This window comes from Seonamhaeicola marinus (genome assembly GCF_008085455.1).
The window spans coordinates 1-18,073 of sequence record NZ_VSDQ01000729.1; the positions used below are offsets into that span (position 1 = coordinate 1).

The 18,073-nt window shown below is 34.8% G+C and carries 14 protein-coding genes; 5 read left to right on the top strand and 9 right to left on the bottom strand.

All coding sequences use genetic code 11. The features are described 5' to 3' along the window. Positions 1-42: 42 nt before the first annotated feature. The 9 genes from rpsS to rpsL form a co-directional block, all read right to left on the bottom strand. Entirely contained in the window at positions 43-321 is a 279-nt protein-coding gene (gene rpsS / locus FUA24_RS21010; protein WP_013869040.1) for a 30S ribosomal protein S19, read from the bottom strand. Positions 322-324: 3 nt separating this feature from the next. Beyond that, on the bottom strand, positions 325-1,152 hold the full coding sequence (gene rplB / locus FUA24_RS21015; RefSeq protein ID WP_148545048.1) for a 50S ribosomal protein L2: 828 nt from the start codon (positions 1,150-1,152) through the stop codon (positions 325-327). A gap of 10 nt (positions 1,153-1,162) precedes the next feature. Next, complete coding sequence (gene rplW, locus FUA24_RS21020; protein WP_148545049.1) at positions 1,163-1,453, bottom strand: 50S ribosomal protein L23; 291 nt, start codon at positions 1,451-1,453, stop codon at positions 1,163-1,165. A gap of 7 nt (positions 1,454-1,460) precedes the next feature. Continuing rightward, positions 1,461-2,090, bottom strand: a complete 630-nt coding sequence (rplD, locus tag FUA24_RS21025) for a 50S ribosomal protein L4 (protein ID WP_148545050.1) — start codon at positions 2,088-2,090, stop codon at positions 1,461-1,463. Then, positions 2,090-2,707, bottom strand: coding sequence for a 50S ribosomal protein L3 (gene rplC, locus FUA24_RS21030; RefSeq protein WP_148545051.1), 618 nt, complete (start codon positions 2,705-2,707; stop codon positions 2,090-2,092). Before rplC ends, rplD begins: the two co-directional genes overlap by 1 nt. 194 nt (positions 2,708-2,901) lie before the next feature. Continuing rightward, a complete protein-coding gene (gene rpsJ / locus FUA24_RS21035) occupies positions 2,902-3,207 on the bottom strand; it encodes a 30S ribosomal protein S10 (RefSeq protein WP_007650482.1) in 306 nt (101 codons plus the stop codon). An 11-nt stretch (positions 3,208-3,218) separates the two neighbouring features. Continuing rightward, complete coding sequence (gene fusA, locus FUA24_RS21040) at positions 3,219-5,345, bottom strand: elongation factor G (RefSeq protein ID WP_148545052.1); 2,127 nt, start codon at positions 5,343-5,345, stop codon at positions 3,219-3,221. A gap of 6 nt (positions 5,346-5,351) precedes the next feature. After that, positions 5,352-5,828 (bottom strand): 30S ribosomal protein S7, encoded by a 477-nt coding sequence (gene rpsG / locus FUA24_RS21045; protein ID WP_148545053.1) that lies wholly within the window; start codon positions 5,826-5,828, stop codon positions 5,352-5,354. Positions 5,829-5,851: 23 nt separating this feature from the next. Then, on the bottom strand, positions 5,852-6,226 hold the full coding sequence (gene rpsL, locus FUA24_RS21050) for a 30S ribosomal protein S12 (protein WP_148545054.1): 375 nt from the start codon (positions 6,224-6,226) through the stop codon (positions 5,852-5,854). Positions 6,227-6,405: 179 nt separating this feature from the next. Here rpsL and FUA24_RS21055 point away from each other — a divergent pair, with 179 nt between their 5' ends. From FUA24_RS21055 to FUA24_RS21075, 5 genes are all read left to right on the top strand, one after another. Then, entirely contained in the window at positions 6,406-8,097 is a 1,692-nt protein-coding gene (locus FUA24_RS21055) for a POTRA domain-containing protein (RefSeq protein WP_148545055.1), read from the top strand. Between the two features lie 148 nt (positions 8,098-8,245). Beyond that, the gene (locus FUA24_RS21060) at positions 8,246-11,422 is read left to right on the top strand and encodes a SusC/RagA family TonB-linked outer membrane protein (RefSeq protein ID WP_148545056.1); all 3,177 of its coding nucleotides are present in this window, start codon (positions 8,246-8,248) and stop codon (positions 11,420-11,422) included. Positions 11,423-11,428: 6 nt separating this feature from the next. Then, complete coding sequence (locus FUA24_RS21065; protein ID WP_148545057.1) at positions 11,429-12,883, top strand: RagB/SusD family nutrient uptake outer membrane protein; 1,455 nt, start codon at positions 11,429-11,431, stop codon at positions 12,881-12,883. Positions 12,884-13,272: 389 nt separating this feature from the next. Next, positions 13,273-16,476 (top strand): SusC/RagA family TonB-linked outer membrane protein, encoded by a 3,204-nt coding sequence (locus tag FUA24_RS21070; RefSeq protein WP_148545058.1) that lies wholly within the window; start codon positions 13,273-13,275, stop codon positions 16,474-16,476. Between the two features lie 14 nt (positions 16,477-16,490). Continuing rightward, a complete protein-coding gene (locus FUA24_RS21075; RefSeq protein ID WP_246147130.1) occupies positions 16,491-17,972 on the top strand; it encodes a RagB/SusD family nutrient uptake outer membrane protein in 1,482 nt (493 codons plus the stop codon). The last annotated feature ends 101 nt before the right edge of the window (positions 17,973-18,073 follow it).

The following is an 18,073-nucleotide window of genomic DNA, read 5'->3' on the forward strand; positions in this document are numbered from 1 at the left end:
TAATAGCGTCTGCCATTTGTTTTTTACGACTTCCCATAGCTCTTATTTTTTACCTTTATTTTTTGCACCTGCATGTCCACGGAATGAACGCGTTGGTGAAAATTCTCCTAATTTATGACCTACCATGTTCTCAGTTACATATACAGGAACAAATTGACGGCCATTGTGTACCGCTATAGTTTGTCCAACAAAATCAGGAGTAATCATACTTGCTCTAGACCAAGTTTTGATAACAGTCTTTTTGTTAGCTTCAACGTTTGCAGCAACTTTTCTTTCTAATTTATAATGAACGTAAGGTCCTTTTTTTAATGATCTTGCCATGTCTTATTTCTTTCTACGTTCTACAATATATTTATTACTAGCTTTAGTTTTAGAACGGGTTCTAAATCCTTTAGCAGGAATACCGTTTCTAGAACGTGGGTGACCACCTGAAGCACGACCTTCACCACCACCCATTGGGTGATCTACTGGGTTCATTCTAACAGGGTTTGTTCTAGGTCTTCTACCTAACCATCTTGTTCTACCGGCTTTACCAGATACTAATAACTGGTGATCAGAGTTAGATACAACTCCTACCGTAGCCATACATGTAGTTAGTATTAAACGTGTTTCACCAGAAGGTAATTTTACTGTTGCAAATTTACCATCTCTTGCCATTAACTGAGCAAATGCTCCAGCACTACGTGCCATAACTGCACCTTGACCTGGACGTAACTCTAAACAAGAAATAATAGTTCCTAATGGAATTTGGCTTAATGGCATTGCATTACCAATTTCTGGAGCAATTCCTTCTTTACCAGATACAACATTTTGCCCTACTTGTAAACCATTTTGAGCAATAATGTATCTTTTCTCACCATCTTGATAGTTCAATAAAGCAATAAAAGCTGATCTGTTTGGATCGTATTCAATTGTTTTAACTTCAGCAGGAATTCCTGCTTTGTCTCTTTTAAAATCAATGATACGATACTTTTTCTTATGACCACCACCTTTGTAGCGCATGGTCATTCTTCCTTGACTGTTTCTACCACCAGTACGTTTTTTCGGAGCTAATAAACTTTTCTCCGGCTTATCAGTAGTAATGGCGTCAAATCCATTTACTACTCTAAATCGCTGTCCTGGTGTGATTGGTTTTAATTTTCTTACTGACATTTTTGTCTAATTACATATTAGCGTATAAATCAATCATCTCACCTTCCGCCAGTTGTACAATTGCCTTTTTAACAGCATTTGTTTTACCATGTTGAATACCCGTTTTAGTATAACGCGTTCTTCTATCTGGACGGACATTTATAGTACGAACTTTTTCAACAGAAACACCGTAAGTTGCCTCAACAGCTTTTTTGATTTCCACCTTGTTCGCCTTAGTATTCACCGCGAATGTATAGCAGTTTCTTAACTCGCTATCCGTAGTCGCTTTTTCCGTGATTATAGGTTTAATTAAGATACTCATCTGTTTCTTATTTACTTAAGTTAGATTCAATTCCTTCAATAGCACCTTCTAAAAGCACTATTTGATTCGCGTTTAAAACCTTATAAGTGCTTAATTCTGAAGAAGTTACAACCTCAGAACCTTTTAAATTGCGCGATGACAAATATACATTATTATTTGCCCCGCCCAACACGAATAAAGACTTTTTGTTTTCTAGGTCTAACGCCTTTAAAACTGCAGTAAAGTTTTTAGTTTTAGGAGCATCAAAACTGAAGTCCTCTAAAACCGTAATTGCCTTTTCACTGGCTTTAATACTTAATGCAGATTTACGCGCTAAACGCTTAACATTCTTGTTTAATTTGAAACCATAGTTTCTTGGTCTAGGACCAAAAATTCTACCTCCTCCTCTAAACACAGGAGATTTGATAGAACCTGCACGAGCAGTACCAGTTCCTTTTTGCTTCTTAATCTTACGAGTACTTCCAGCAATCTCACCTCTTTCTTTAGACTTGTGAGTACCTTGACGTTGATTAGCTAAATATTGCTTAACGTCTAGATATACCGCATGATCATTTGGCTCAATAGCAAACACATCTTTAGAAAGCTCCGCTTGTCTACCTGTGTCTTTTCCGTTTATATCTAAAACTGCTACTTTCATTACTTCTGAATAATTACATAAGCGTTTTTGTGTCCAGGAACACATCCTTTAACAACAAGTAAGTTCTTTTCTGGAACTACTTTTAACACTCTTAAGTTTTGTACTTTCACTTTTTCACCACCCATTCTTCCGGCCATTTTCATTCCTTTAAATACTCTTGCAGGATATGAAGCAGCACCAATAGAACCTGGAGCTCTTAAACGGTTATGTTGACCGTGAGTAGCTTGACCTACACCACCAAAACCGTGACGTTTTACAACCCCTTGAAATCCTTTTCCTTTTGATGTTCCAGAGATATCAACAAATTCTCCTTCAGCAAAATGATCAACAGTGATTGCATCTCCTAATTTGTACTCCTCATCAAAACCTTTAAATTCCGCGACTTTGCGTTTTACAGAAGTACCTGCTTTCTTAGCATGACCTAAGTCTGCTTTAGTAGCACTTTTTTCTGTCGCGTCATCGAAACCTAATTGAACAGCTTCATAACCGTCAACTTCTTCAGTTCTGACTTGGGTAACGATACATGGTCCAGCTTCGATTACTGTACAAGGAATATTTTTCCCGTTTTCATCAAAGATGCTGGTCATACCGATTTTCTTTCCAATTAACCCAGACATAATTTAATTATTAATTTATTTATTACTTATTTAAAAAATTTCAGGGACAAAATACGTTTCGTCCCTGAAATGTATTTTATCCGTTTTTCCCGCGACCGCATCGGTGGGACATGAATGCCCTGATATTGTTTCAGGGTCTTTTTTACCTTTTTCCTGAGATCCTGAAACAAGTTCAGGATTTCGATAAAAGTCTATTAGACTTTTATCTCAACCTCAACACCACTTGGTAACTCAAGCTTCATTAACGCATCAATAGTTTTTGATGACGAAGAGTAGATATCCAATAATCTCTTATAAGAACTTAATTGGAATTGTTCTCTTGACTTCTTGTTTACGTGTGGAGAACGTAATACAGTAAAAATCTTTTTGTGCGTTGGTAATGGAATTGGTCCAGTTACAACAGCACCAGTACTCTTTACTGTTTTTACAATCTTATCTGCAGACTTGTCTACTAAATTGTGATCGTAAGATTTTAATTTTATTCTGATTTTTTGACTCATTTTCCTAATTTTTAAGCTTCAACACCTTTAGCCGCCTTAATCACTTCTTCAGAAATATTTGAAGGAGTTTCAGCATAATGTGAAAATTCCATTGTAGAAGTTGCTCTACCCGAAGATAATGTACGTAATGCAGTTACATAACCAAACATCTCTGATAAAGGAACATTAGCTTTAACAACTTTTGAACCAGCTCTATCACTCATGTCATTAACCTGACCACGACGTCTGTTTAAGTCACCTACTATATCACCCATGTTTTCTTCTGGAGTAAGTACTTCTAATTTCATAATAGGCTCCATAATTACTGCTTTTGCAGCTTTAGAAGCAGCTTTAAATCCTAATTTAGCAGCTAATTCGAACGATAACTGATCAGAATCCACATCATGGTAAGATCCATCTGTTAAAGTTACTTTCATAGCGTCTATCTCATATCCAGCTAAAGGACCATTTTGCATAGCCATTTTAAATCCTTTCTCAACTGAAGGGATAAATTCTTTAGGAACGTTACCACCTTTAATCTCAGAAACAAATTCTAAACCTTGTTTACCTTCTTCAGCAGGCTCTACAGTAAATACAATATCTGCGAATTTACCACGTCCACCAGATTGTTTCTTATAAACTTCTCTGTGCTCAGCACGTTGTGTAATATTCTCTTTGTACTCTACTTGAGGTTGACCTTGGTTTACTTCAACTTTAAACTCACGTTTTAAACGGTCTACAATTACATCTAAGTGAAGCTCACCCATACCTGAAATAATAGTTTGACCAGAAGCCTCATCTGAACGCACTGTGAAAGTTGGATCTTCTTCAGCTAACTTAGCTAAACCAACACCTAACTTATCAACGTCAGCTTTAGTTTTAGGTTCAACAGCAATACCGATTACTGGATCAGGGAATTCCATAGATTCTAAAACTATTGGTGCTTTTTCATCTGATAAAGTATCACCTGTTTTAATAGATTTAAATCCTACTGCAGCTCCAATATCTCCAGCTTCAATAAATTCAATTGCATTTTGTTTGTTAGCATGCATTTGGTAAATACGAGAAATACGCTCCTTTTTACCAGAACGGTTATTCAACACATAAGAACCTGCATCTAAACGACCAGAATAAGCTCTAAAGAATGCTAAACGACCAACAAAAGGATCTGTAGCAATTTTAAATGCTAAAGCAGCAAATGGCTCATTTACATCTGGTTTACGTAAAATATCTTCTCCTGAATTTGGATCAGTACCTACGATACCTTCTTTATCCGTTGGAGAAGGTAAGTAACGACATACAGCATCTAATAAGAACTGTACACCTTTATTTTTAAAAGCAGAACCACAAATCATTGGAATGATAGCCATATCCATTACAGCAGCTCTAAGTGCAGCATGCACCTCTTCTTCTGTAATAGAATCTTCATCTTCCATGAATTTTTCTAATAAGTTCTCATCGTAAGTTGCAACTTCTTCAATTAAAAGCGCACGGTACTTACGAGCTTCTTCTTTCATATCTTCTGGAATGTCAATAACATCAAAAGTAGCACCTTGTGTTTCATCATGCCACACAATAGCTCTATTCTTAACTAAATCTACAATTCCTTTAAAATCTGCCTCATCACCAATATTTAATACAATTGGCACTGCGTTAGACTTTAACATATCTTTTACCTGTTGACAAACACCTAAAAAGTTAGATCCTTGACGGTCCATTTTGTTTACGAAACCAATTCTAGGAACTTTATAGTTATCCGCTAATCTCCAGTTAGTCTCAGATTGAGGCTCAACACCATCAACCGCAGAAAACAAGAATACTAAACCATCAAGTACACGTAACGAACGATTTACTTCTACCGTAAAATCAACGTGACCTGGAGTATCAATAATATTAAAATGATACCCTTTAGCATCTGGAGTTGGCTGTCCATTCTCAGTTGGGAAATGCCAAGTACAAGTTGTAGCAGCAGAAGTAATTGTAATACCTCTTTCTTGCTCTTGCTCCATCCAGTCCATAGTTGCAGCACCATCATGCACTTCACCTATTTTATGAGACACTCCCGTATAATATAATATACGCTCTGTAGTTGTAGTTTTACCTGCATCAATATGAGCAGCAATACCAATGTTTCTAGTGTATTTTAAATCTCTAGCCATTTCTTATTAAAATCTAAAGTGTGAGAATGCTTTATTTGCTTCAGCCATTTTATGAGTATCAACTCTTTTCTTAACAGCAGCACCTTCTTCTTTGGCAGCAGCTAAAATTTCAGCAGCTAACTTTTGAGCCATTGATTTTTCATTACGCTTACGCGCAAAACCAATTAACCATTTCATTGCTGTAGAAATTTTTCTATCTGGACGTATTTGCATTGGAATTTGAAAAGTAGCACCACCAACACGACGACTACGTACTTCTACGTGAGGCATCACATTTGATAAAGCATCTTTCCAAAGCTCTAAAGCAGTTTTTTCTTCATCTGTTTTTTTAGCATCTACAATATCAATTGCATCATAGAATACTTTGAACGCTACAGACTTCTTTCCATCCCACATTAAGTTGTTCACAAAACGCGTTACCAATTGATCGTTAAATCTTGGATCTGGTAAAAGAGGTCTTTTTTTCGCTTGTCTTTTTCTCATGTCTTCTTGTTACAAAGTTTTAATTACTTCTTAGGGCGTTTAGCACCGTACTTAGATCTACGTTGCGTTCTACCTTGCACACCTGCTGTATCCAAAGCACCACGAACAACATGATATCTAACACCTGGTAAATCTTTTACCCTTCCACCTCTAACCAATACTATCGAGTGCTCTTGTAAATTATGTCCTTCACCACCGATATATGCATTAACCTCGTTACCGTTTGTTAAACGAACCCTAGCAACCTTCCTCATTGCTGAGTTTGGTTTTTTAGGCGTTGTTGTGTAAACACGAGTACATACACCACGTCTTTGCGGACAAGAATCTAAAGCAGCCGATTTACTCTTCTTGGTTATTTTGGCTCTTCCTGTTCTTACTAATTGTGAAATTGTTGGCATATAAATTATTATATAAATTTAAAATCCTCTTCTTAGAGGGCTGCAAAGGTAGTAATTAAAATGAATAATTCAAATCCTAATTCATTAATTTTCAGAAGAATTTAATTTTAAACTCATCCCGCATATTAGGTCTATTTATTTTCCGTTAGATTTACATAAAAAATCAAGCTGTCTTTTCTGTGAGGAAATCCTTTTTTCTATACCTTATTATATATGCTATTTTTTCATCTGAAAGTTTTAGCCAAAATTTTAGATTAAAAATTAACGGAAACAACGCTATCGAAACCAAAATTATAGATTCGTTAGAATATAAAAAGTTTCATAAAGATTTGCTTTCCATAAAAGCCGAAACAGATTCAGTGCAGCAATTACTTTTTAAAAAAGGATTCGTTGAATCTAAAGTTATTCATATAAACAAGATTAACGATTCGGTTTTCAATGCGAAACTCCATTTAAAAAGAAGACTTAAAACCATAACCGTTTATTATGACAAAAATAGTATTGAAAAATCTGTTTTAACTAAAATCACACCTATTACAAATGAAGATTTTTTTGTGGTAGAATTTTCGAAGATTGAAAACATCCTAAACAACCTTAATCAAGAAATCTCAAAAGAAGGGCTCCCTTTTTTAAAACTTAAACTAGACCATATAAAGATAACAAACAACAACACGCTAACCGCCGAATTAGTACTAGACCGCCCAAAAAAAAAGAGAACAATTAATGACATTATTATAAAAGGTTACGAAAAGTTCCCAAGATCTTACCTTAAGCATTTCTTAAAAATCAAGACAAATAGTTTATTTAGCCTAAATGAAATTAAAACTAAAACCAAAAATTTACAAAACTTAAGATTTGCAAATGAAATTAAGTCTCCCGAGGTTCTATTTTCTCAAGACTCAACCACCCTATACTTATATCTTAAGAAAGCACAGAGTAATGCCTTTGATGGCTTTCTAGGATTTGGTTCCAATGAAGAAACGAGTAAGATCCAATTTGATGGCTACCTAAACCTAAACCTCACAAACAACTTAAACTTTGGAGAGTCTTTTAAATTATTGTACAAGAGTGATGAAAACGACCAAAAAACGTTCCAAGCAAACCTCACGCTTCCCTACATATTAAAGTCGCCAGTTGGTCTAGATTTTTCATTAAACATCTTTAGAAAAGACTCTACCTTTTCTACCGTAAACCAATCAGCAAAGCTTCATTATCAAATAAATGCTAAACACAAAATTTTTGGTGGTATCATAAACGAAGAATCCAACAATCTACTTAACAACAGCTCCAGTTTACAAATAGCAGACTATACGAAAACCCTGTTTACCTTATCCTATGAATTTAATCGACCTCAAACAAACAATCTTTTCCCAGCAAAGACATATTTAAATGTAGCAGTGAATTCAGGAAACAGAAAAGATTCGAACCGAACAGAACAACAAAACATCCTGCGTTTTAAAGCTTTTAACATATTTAATTTCAATAGAAAGAATAGCATCTATTTAAACGTGGATGCCAATTACATGAGTTCCGATACTTTTTACGATAATGAATTATTTAGGTTTGGAGGTATTAACTCGATTAGAGGTTTTGAAGAAAACAGCTTGTTCGCTAACCTATTTGGAGTCATAAATTCAGAATACAGATTTCAACTTAATAATGCAATTTACTTACATACTGTAATTGACGCTGCTTATTACGAAAACAACATATCAAATACAACTCAGAAACTTTTCGGATACGGCTTTGGTTTTGGTGTTTTAACCAAATCAGGCTTATTTAAACTGACTTTTGCCAATGGCAAGAATGAAAACCAGAAGTTTAAGTTATCAAACTCAAAGCTTCACATAAGCCTAACTACATATTTTTAAAAAACGTTATTTAAAAATTCCAATTATCAATTAAAATTTAAATTTTCATTGCTTTTTTTCAGGTTAAAGACAAATTTTAACCATTATTTATTGTTTTATTAACTTTTTATTATGATTTTTGACATTGACTAATTCAAATAATTATAAAATGAAAACAAAGTTTAGTGGAATTCTAACGCTAATACTAGCGTTTGTTGTGCATTTTTCTTTTGCACAAGAAAAGACTATTTCTGGTACGGTTATGGACGAATCGGGTTTACCTCTGCCAGGAACAACAGTCTTGGTAAAAGGTACCTCAACTGGTACTTCATCAGATTTTGACGGTAAATACTCAATTAGCGCTAAGCAAGGCGATGTTCTTGTATTTAGTTTTGTTGGGTATACAACACAAGAAATCACAGTAGGATCTTCTAGTACGGTAAATGCTACAATGAGTGAAGATGCATCAGCTCTTGAAGAGGTTATTGTTGTTGCTTATGGTACTCAGAAAAAAGAAGAAATTACGGGATCTGTTACAACCATAAAGACTGAAGAACTAAATCAAGTGCAAGCAAGTAGTATTGCTCAAGGTTTAGTTGGTAAAGTTTCTGGTGTACAGATTATTAATCAATCTGGTCAACCTGGAGAAGATCCTTCAGTAAGATTTAGAGGTATTGGTTCTATCAACTCATCGAGCGCTCCGCTTTATGTTGTTGATGGTGTTGTTTTTAACGGTAATATAAACTCTATTGCAACTCAAGATATTGAGTCTATGACTTTCCTTAAAGATGCTTCTGCAAATGCATTATACGGTAGTAGAGGTGCAAACGGTGTAATTATTGTAACTACAAAAAAAGGGAAAAAAGAAGGTGTTGAAATTACTTTAGATAGTAGAATTGGTTTCAACAGAAGGGCAGTTCCAGAATATAGTGTTATTAGAGAACCAGGTCGTTATTATGAAGCTTGGTACAACGCTTGGAGAGTTGGTTTAATAGACCAAGGAAGCACTCCTGCCGATGCCGCTGCTGCAGCTAATGCAGGGTTAATTTCTAATGGAGATTTTTCATTAAACTACAACAGCTACAACGTAGCTAACGATGCTTTAATAGACACTGCTACTGGTCGTATTAACCCAAGTGCACAACTTCTATATCAAGATGATTGGGACGATGCTTCTTTTAGCACAGGAGTTAGAACTGAAAACTATTTAAGCTTAAGAACAAGAAGTGAAAAATCTAATTCATTCTTTTCTTTAGGTCACTTAAAAGATGAAGGATACGCTTTAAAATCTGGATTCGAAAGAATTACAGGACGTTTATCTACAGAGTACACACCAAACGAATGGTTAAAGGTTGGAGGTAACGTAAATTATGCTCACACTTCTCAGGATTCTCCTATTCAAGGCTTAGGAAGTACAACTCTTAGTAATTTATTCTATTGGGCAAGAAGTGTAGCTCCTATTTATCCTATATATGGAAGAGATGCTAATGGCGGATTAGTTTTAGATAATGCTGGCAACAGACAATACGACTATGGTGATGGTACTTTTGGTCAAAGACCAGCGTTTGTTTCTAACACAAACCCAATAGGAACATTAAACCTAGGACTAGACGAAAATGTTGTGGACAACATTTCTAGTAGAGTTTTTGCTACGGTTAATTTCTTAAAAGATTTCTCTTTTACTTATAACTTCTCAGCAGATATTACTCTTGGTAATTTATCACAATTTGATACTGGTGAAGGTGGATCTGCTGCAAATGCCAATGGTAGAATCACAACAAGATCAAACAGAGGTATCACTACTACTAACCAACAGTTATTAAATTGGAGTAGAGATTTCGGCGATCATTCATTCTCTGTTTTAGTAGGTCATGAAAGCTTCGATTACAACTTCAAATTACTTGGTGGTGAAGTTACTGAAACAGTAATTGGAGACCTACCTGTTTTAGATAACGGTGTTAATATTCAAGAAGTAATTGGATATAGAAAAGATTATAAAGTAGAAGGCTATTTATCTAGACTAACTTATGACTATGCTGATAAGTACTTCATAAATGCAAGTTTTAGAAGAGATGGTTCTTCTGTTTTTCATCCAGATAACAGATGGGGTAACTTTTACGGTTTAGGTTTTGCTTGGTCTGTTCACAAAGAGAACTTTTTAAGCAACGTAGATTGGTTAAGCAACTTACGTATAAAAGCTAGTACAGGTCAACAAGGTAATGATGCCTTATTATATGAAGACAACAGAACAAGAAATCCTGGCGATAGAGATAACAGAAACTACATTGCTTACCTAGATCAGTTTGACATCGTAAATGCAGGTGGAAACACTCCTGGTGTTACATTCTTCCAATTAGGTAACGAAGATTTGGTTTGGGAAACTTCAACAAATACAAATGCTGGTTTTGAAATTGGATTATTTAACAACAGAATTAACATTAACGCAGAGTATTTTGAAAGAAAAGTAGAAGATTTATTATTCTACAACCCTGTACCAACATCTATAGGAGTAGGTTCTAAACCTGAAAATATTGGTGATATGGAAAACAAAGGTTTTGAAATTGAACTTAATGCAGGCATCATAGAAACCGAAGATTTCCAATGGAACTTTAGCATTAATGCTACTCACTATAAAAATGAAATTACAAGTCTGCCAGACGAATTCATCGACGACCCTATTTTAGCTAACTTCAGATTAACTAAAGGACGCTCAAGATATGATTATTTTATGAGAGAATGGGCTGGTGTTGATGAAGCAACAGGTAACGGACAATGGTATGTGGTTGATCCTGATACAGGTGAAAAAACAACAACTAGTGTACATTCGGATGCAACCGAAGTATTTGTAGACAAATCTGCAATTCCTGATGTTTATGGTGGTTTTAACACGTCTTTTGCCTACAAAGGCTTTAGCTTAAATGTAGGTTTTGCTTATCAAATTGGCGGATATGGTTATGATGGTGTTTACCAAGGATTATTATCTGCATCGTCTCCAGGTAGTAACTTCCATACAGATATTTTCGATTCATGGACTCCAGAAAACACTTCTGCTACCATTCCTAGAATAGATGTCTTTAAAAGCGACCAAAATGACACTTCGGATTATTTCTTAGTTGACGCTTCTTATTTAAGTCTTAATGATATTACACTTGGATATGATTTTGATAAGAAATTTACAGATATGTTAGGCATTACTTCACTAAGACTTTATGCTTCTGCAAACAATGTAGCATTATGGTCTAAAGCTAGAGAAGGTTACGACCCAAGACTTAGCGTTTCTGGTAATGCTACAAACGAGTATTCTTTAATAAGTACAACTTCTTTCGGATTAACTCTTAAATTTTAAAAAGCTATGAAAAACACAAGATTTTTATTAACATTTATTTTTGCACTTGCAATGTTTGTAAGTTGTGAAAAAGATTTTCTTGACACCGAACCAGGTGGTGCTATTTCCTCAGAACAAGTTGCCACTTCTGCAGCTGCCAATGAAGCTTTAGTAAATGGTATTTATGCTAGTATGAGAACTTGGCAGATAGGTGGAACTACAGGTCATACTGATTTTGGACATAAGTGTTTAATGGGTGCCTATGATATGATGGGGCATGACATAGTTCTAAACAACTTTAACTGGTATATCTTTTATTATAATTTCCAAGGACGTGTTGAATCTTCTTCTAGAACAGGAATAATTTGGACAACCTATTACACTTTTATTGCTGATGCAAATATTGTAATTAACGGTTTAAGAAGTCTAGAAACTTTAACAGATGAACAAGAAGCTTTATTAGGACAAGCGCTTGCTATTAAAAGTTTCTCTTTATTCAATCTAGTAAGAGTATATTCGGATACGTATAGAGGAAATGAATCATCTCCTGGTATACCTTCCCCTGATAGATTGAACTTTGATGGCGCACCTAGAGGTACTGTTCAAGAGGTTTATGATGTTATTATTCCAGGATTACAGGAAGCTGTAACTTTATTGGAAGGATACTCTAGATCTAGTAAACAACAAATCGACCAAAGTGTTGCTCAAGGCTTACTTGCTCGAGTTTATTTAGAAACAGGAAACTGGCAAGGAGCAGCCGATATGGCAAATGCTGCTAAAGCATCATACGCCCTGATGACTGGAGATGAATGGGTTGCTGACGGATTTAGTGATATCAGTAACAAAGAATGGATGTGGGGAGCAGATATAGATAGTGAATCTACAACTGTTTTCGCTTCTTTCTTCTCTCACTTTGACAGCACAAATGGTGGATATGCCGGAGCTCTTGGAGGTTATAAGTTAATTGATTCTAGACTTTATGATATGATTCCTGCAACAGACTCTAGAAAAGATGCTTTTGTAGACCCAGTAAATGGTAATGCAACTTACCCAGACATTCCTGCTTACGCTAACCTAAAGTTTGTTGACCCTTCATTCTTAGAAGGAGATTACTCTTATATGAGAGCATCAGAAATGCATTTAATTGAGGCTGAAGCTTTAGCTAGACTAGGAAACAACTCTGCCGCTCAAGTTCTTTTTGACTTGGTTAGTTTAAGAGATTCAGGATACACTCTTTCTGCTAATACTGGTAACGATTTAGTTGAAGAAATCTACACTCAAAGACGTATTGAACTTTGGGGTGAAGGATTTGGTTATTTTGACCTAAAACGTTTAGGTAAGCCTTTACAAAGAACAGGAGGTAACCATAAAGGATTTGGGCTTCAGGATGAAGTTGTTGGAGGTCCATTATTTAAATGGCAGATTCCAGACGACGAAATAAACTCTAATCCAATGATTAACGCAGAAAATCAAAACGATTAAAATAGGTTACATTTTATAATTAAAAAAAGAGACTGTTTTTCACGGTCTCTTTTTTTTACAACAAAAAACGATACAATTTCAGCTAAATCATACTTTAAAGTTTCCCTAAAGCATATTTTTTTATTTTTTTTAAAAATTTTCCTTCTTAACATATTTACATTTATTTGATTTTAAGTAAAATCCAAATTACCCCTCAAATTAGCAGCATATATAACCTTTTGTTAAAAATTAATTTATAGCTAAAAAGATACTTTTCAAATTCAATTATTCTCAGTTTACCATCTTTTGATTACTGATTTTGGTAAATCCTGCGAATTTTAACCCTAATTTATTGTTTTATTAACTTTTTATTATGATTTTTGGATTTGACTAATTCAAACAATTATAAAATGAAAACAAAGTTTAGTGGATTTCTAACGCTAATCCTAGCGTTAGTTGTGCATATTTCTTTTGCACAAGAAAAGACGATTTCTGGTACCATTATTGACGAATCAGGACTACCCCTTCCGGGAACTACTGTCTTGGTTAAAGGATCATCTTCTGGTACTTCTTCAGATTTCGATGGTAAATATTCTATTAAAGCTAAACAAGGCGATGTTCTTGTGTTTAGTTTTGTTGGATATACAACCAAAGAAGCTACAGTAGGATCTTCTAGTATACTTAATGTAACTATGAAAGAAGATGCATCTGCACTTGAAGAGGTAGTTGTAGTAGCCTACGGTACTCAGAAAAAAGAGTCTATTACAGGATCTGTTAGTGTTATCAACGCAGAACAAATTGAAAATGCTACTTTCTCCAACCCCGTTAAAAGTCTTGAAGGTTTAGTTTCTGGTCTTAGAGTAATTCAAGCAAACGGACAACCAGGTTCTGATCCAATTATACGAATTAGAGGTTTTGGTTCTATTAATGCAGATAGTGCACCTCTTATTGTTTTAGATGGAGTTCCTTATACAGGAAGTTTAAGTAGTATAAACCCACAGGATATTGAATCTACTACGGTTCTTAAAGATGCATCGTCCACTTCTCTATTTGGTAATAAAGCATCTAACGGTGTTTTATTAATTACTACGAAAAAAGGTAAGAAAAACAGAAAACCTAGTATCAGTGTAGATACAAGATATGGTATAACTCAAAGAGCTACCAAAGAGTATAATATCATAGACTCTCCTGGTAAGTTTTACGAGTCTTATCATAGTGTACTTGCAAACTCTGAGTTTAATAGACAAAATGAAGCTGGTACACCTATTACTATTGCTCAAGCAAGACAATTTGCTTCAGATAATTTAATTGACAGGTTAGGATACAACGTTTACGATGTTCCAGACACAGAATTAATTGACCCTACAACTGGTTTACTAAATAGCTCTGCTACCTTATTAATGAATGATAAATGGGAAGATGAGTTATTTAGAGATTCTGCAGACTTTACTTCTACCAACCTAAATATTTCAGGTGGATCTGAGAATATAGATTACTACTTTTCTTTAGGTACTGAAGAGAACAACGGATATACTGTTAGAAGTAACTTTAAAAGACATACAGCTCGTTTAAAAGTTAATGCGAGTAATATTGCAAAAGTAATAACTTTAGGAGGAGATGTTTCATATGCAAAATCTAATAGCCAGGCAGTACCTAGTACTTTAAGTGCAGCAGGGGTACCTACAACAAACTTTGCAAACGCATTCTTTTGGAATAGAAGAATTGCTCCTATTTATCCAGTTTACAGATACGACCAAAACTGGAACCCTATTCTAGACCCTAATGTCCCAGGAGGTCGTGCTTTTGATTTTGGTTCTCCTCAAATTTTTGACGACGGATCATCAAGAGGTCCTAGAAACTATGCGGTAGGTGAGCATCCTCTTGCAGTAATTCGTAATACTACTGAAACAAACGAAAGAGACAATTTTAACACGGCTTTAAGAGCGTCAGTAGACTTACCACTTGGTTTCAAGTTCCAATATGTTATGAACTATTTAACAGAAATAGATCAAGGTATTGATTTTACAAAACCGGGAGCAGGTGCATTCGCTGCAGCTAATAACGGTTTATTAACTAACAATAAAGACAATTTTTCTGCTTTTACGAATCAGCAGTTATTAACTTGGAAAAAAGAAAATGACCGTCATAGTTTTGATGTTCTTTTAGGGCATGAGACTTACACTGAAAAGTTTAACACGTTATCTCTATCTAAAAGAAATATTATTGGAAACTTTAGTCCAATCTTAGATAATACATCTGTATATGCAAGTGCAAGTAATTATAACACTAAATATACTACAGAAGGTTATTTCTCTAGATTCATTTATGGCTTAGATAATACCTACTACTTAAACCTTACGGGTAGGTATGATGCTTCATCTGTTTTCCACCCAGACGAGCGTTGGGGAGCATTTTGGTCTGCTGGTGCTTCGTGGATTCTAAGTAACGAAGACTTTATGAGTAATATAGATGCCATAAACTATGCTAAACTTGCAGTGAACTACGGTACTACGGGTAATGATAGAATATTCTACGAAGGTACTACAACTAGAAACCTTGTAGCGTATGAAAATCAATATCAAATTGGAGAAAATAATGGTGAATTAACTCAAACATTATTTAGTTTAGGAGGAAGAGATATCACTTGGGAGAAAGCTGCCAGTCTTGATATTGCTTATGAAATGAGCTTATGGAATAAAATAAACCTTTCTCTTGGTTACTATAGAAAAAGCTCTGAAGATTTACTATTTAACAATCCTTTACAGTTATCTACAGGACAAGCTTCTAGACCTGAAAACTTTGGATCTATGGTAAATAGCGGATTTGAAGCAGAATTATCTGTAAATGCAGTACAGAAAGAAAATCTTAATATATCTTTTAACGCTAACGTCTCTACATTACACAATGAGATTACTGAATTACCTAGAGATTCCATCCAAGTTGGAAACTTTAGAAGAGTAGTTGGTAAGAGTATTTTTGACTATTTCATGGTTCAATCTGCTGGTGTTAATCCTGATAATGGAAACGCTCAATACTACACAAAAGACCCAAGCACAGGAGAAAAAATTATTACGGAAGATTACGCTACTGCAGTAAGAGAAGGACGTGAATTCCTTGGTAAAAGAGCTATTCCTGATGTAACAGGTGGTTTTGGAACTAACATCCAAGTTGGAAACTTTTCTTTAGGACTTCAATTTGCTTACCAAATTGGTGGTTATGGAATTGATAACGAATATTTTGGACTTTTAAGTGCAACTCAAAATGTTACTAATTTCCCAGATTACAACAAAACTTGGACAGTAGACAATCCTACAGCTAGTCTACCTAGAGTAGATCCACTTAGCCCAGATCAATATAGACTTTCTGACCTTTGGTTAGTTGACCAAAGTTACTTGAGTTTAAATAATATTAACTTTGGTTATCTATTACAAAATGATGCATTACAAAAATACCATATAGACAGTATAAGAATATATGGAACTGTAAATAACGCATTCTTATTATACAGAGCTAGACAAGGTTACGATCCTCGTCTTAATTCAGTGGGAAGTTCTTCCGCAGAATATGGTGCCAATAGAACTATTGCTTTTGGTGTTAATATTAACCTTAATTAAAAAAAACTATGAAAATGAATAAATTTATTAACTTAAGACTAGACAAATACTTTGTCTTTATCTTAACAATAGCGCTTTTTGCGTCTTGTTCTGATATAGATGACAGAGATTTTGAAGATGAAAGATATTTAACCGAATCACACGCAGCTGCTATTAATGAAGCTGGAGGTACAATTGGTTTACAAGCTTTAGACGGTGCTATCTTATCATATTTAAGAGATGGTGAAAACGGTGCTGGAAGTACTGATGAATTTGGCTTAAAAGCAGTAGATTTAGGTATGGACCTAAGAGGTAATGACATGGACATGAGTAGAAATACTTGGTTTGGTGCATATAACAATTATGATAATGTTATCTTAACATCAAACGATAATGACTTTATCTGGGAGTTCTTCTACAAAGTTATTAATAACGCTAATGGAATAATAAATACAATTCCTGATACCTCTCCTGAAGAGACACTTGTATTTAAATATAAGTCTCATGCGTACAGAGCAATTGCTTATTTCTATTTAATTAGAATCTATCAGCACACTAGAGCAGATGATTCTACGGAGGCTATTCCTATTGATTTTGGAGATTTCGTAGGTCAGCCTAACTCAACAGTAGGTCAAGTAAAACAACAAATAATTGACGATTTACTTATAGCTTACAATGGTTTAGATGGTTATGCAAGAGCTTCTAAACAAGAAGTTGACGCTAGTGTGGTAGCAGCTTATTTAGCGCGTTACTATCTAACTTATGAAAACTGGGTTGAAGCAGAAAGATTTGCAGACATAGCCATGTCTGTTGGAAGTATTGAAAGTGATGTAACTCATGGATATGACGAACTTTCTCTTTCTGAAGTAATCTGGGGTTCTGAAGTTACAGAAGCTACTAGTGAGGTATACGCATCTTTCTTCTCGCATATGAGTCAAATTAATGATGGCTATAGTGGATGGAATCACTTTAAAACGGTTAATTCTAACCTATATGATATGATTCCTGCAACGGATAAAAGATTAGCTTGGTTCGCAGATCAACAGTATGGGCCAGGAGTTATATTAGTTCCTGACACATGGGGTCACTATAACATTACACCTAAGTACACTAGTTTGAAATTTATCTCTCAACCTGGTCCAGGAGTATTTATTGGTGATTATATTTACTTGAGAAACACAGAATTCTACTTGACAAAAGCTGAAGCTTTAGCTAGACAAAATAAAGATTCTGAAGCACAACAAGTTTTATACGATTTAAATAGTGTTAGAGATGACAGCTATACTTTATCAACTAATACTGGTCAAGATTTAATTGATGAAATTTTAATGTACAGACGTATTGAGCTATGGGGAGATGGTGTTGCATCTTTTGACATGGCAAGATTAGGTGTAGGTCTTAATAGAAAAGACGGAAGAGAAAACTTAGTTATGCCAGGTGCAGATTTAGATATTGCTCCTATGGATGCTAGAATGATCTTTCAGATTCCAATTAGAGAAATTGATGCCGCTAACTAAGCCTATGGCATAGTAGTTTTCAATAATATATAAAAAACCAGAGAAGTAGTTCTTCTCTGGTTTTTTTGTTTTAATTGGTTGTCATGATAATCAAAAAACAT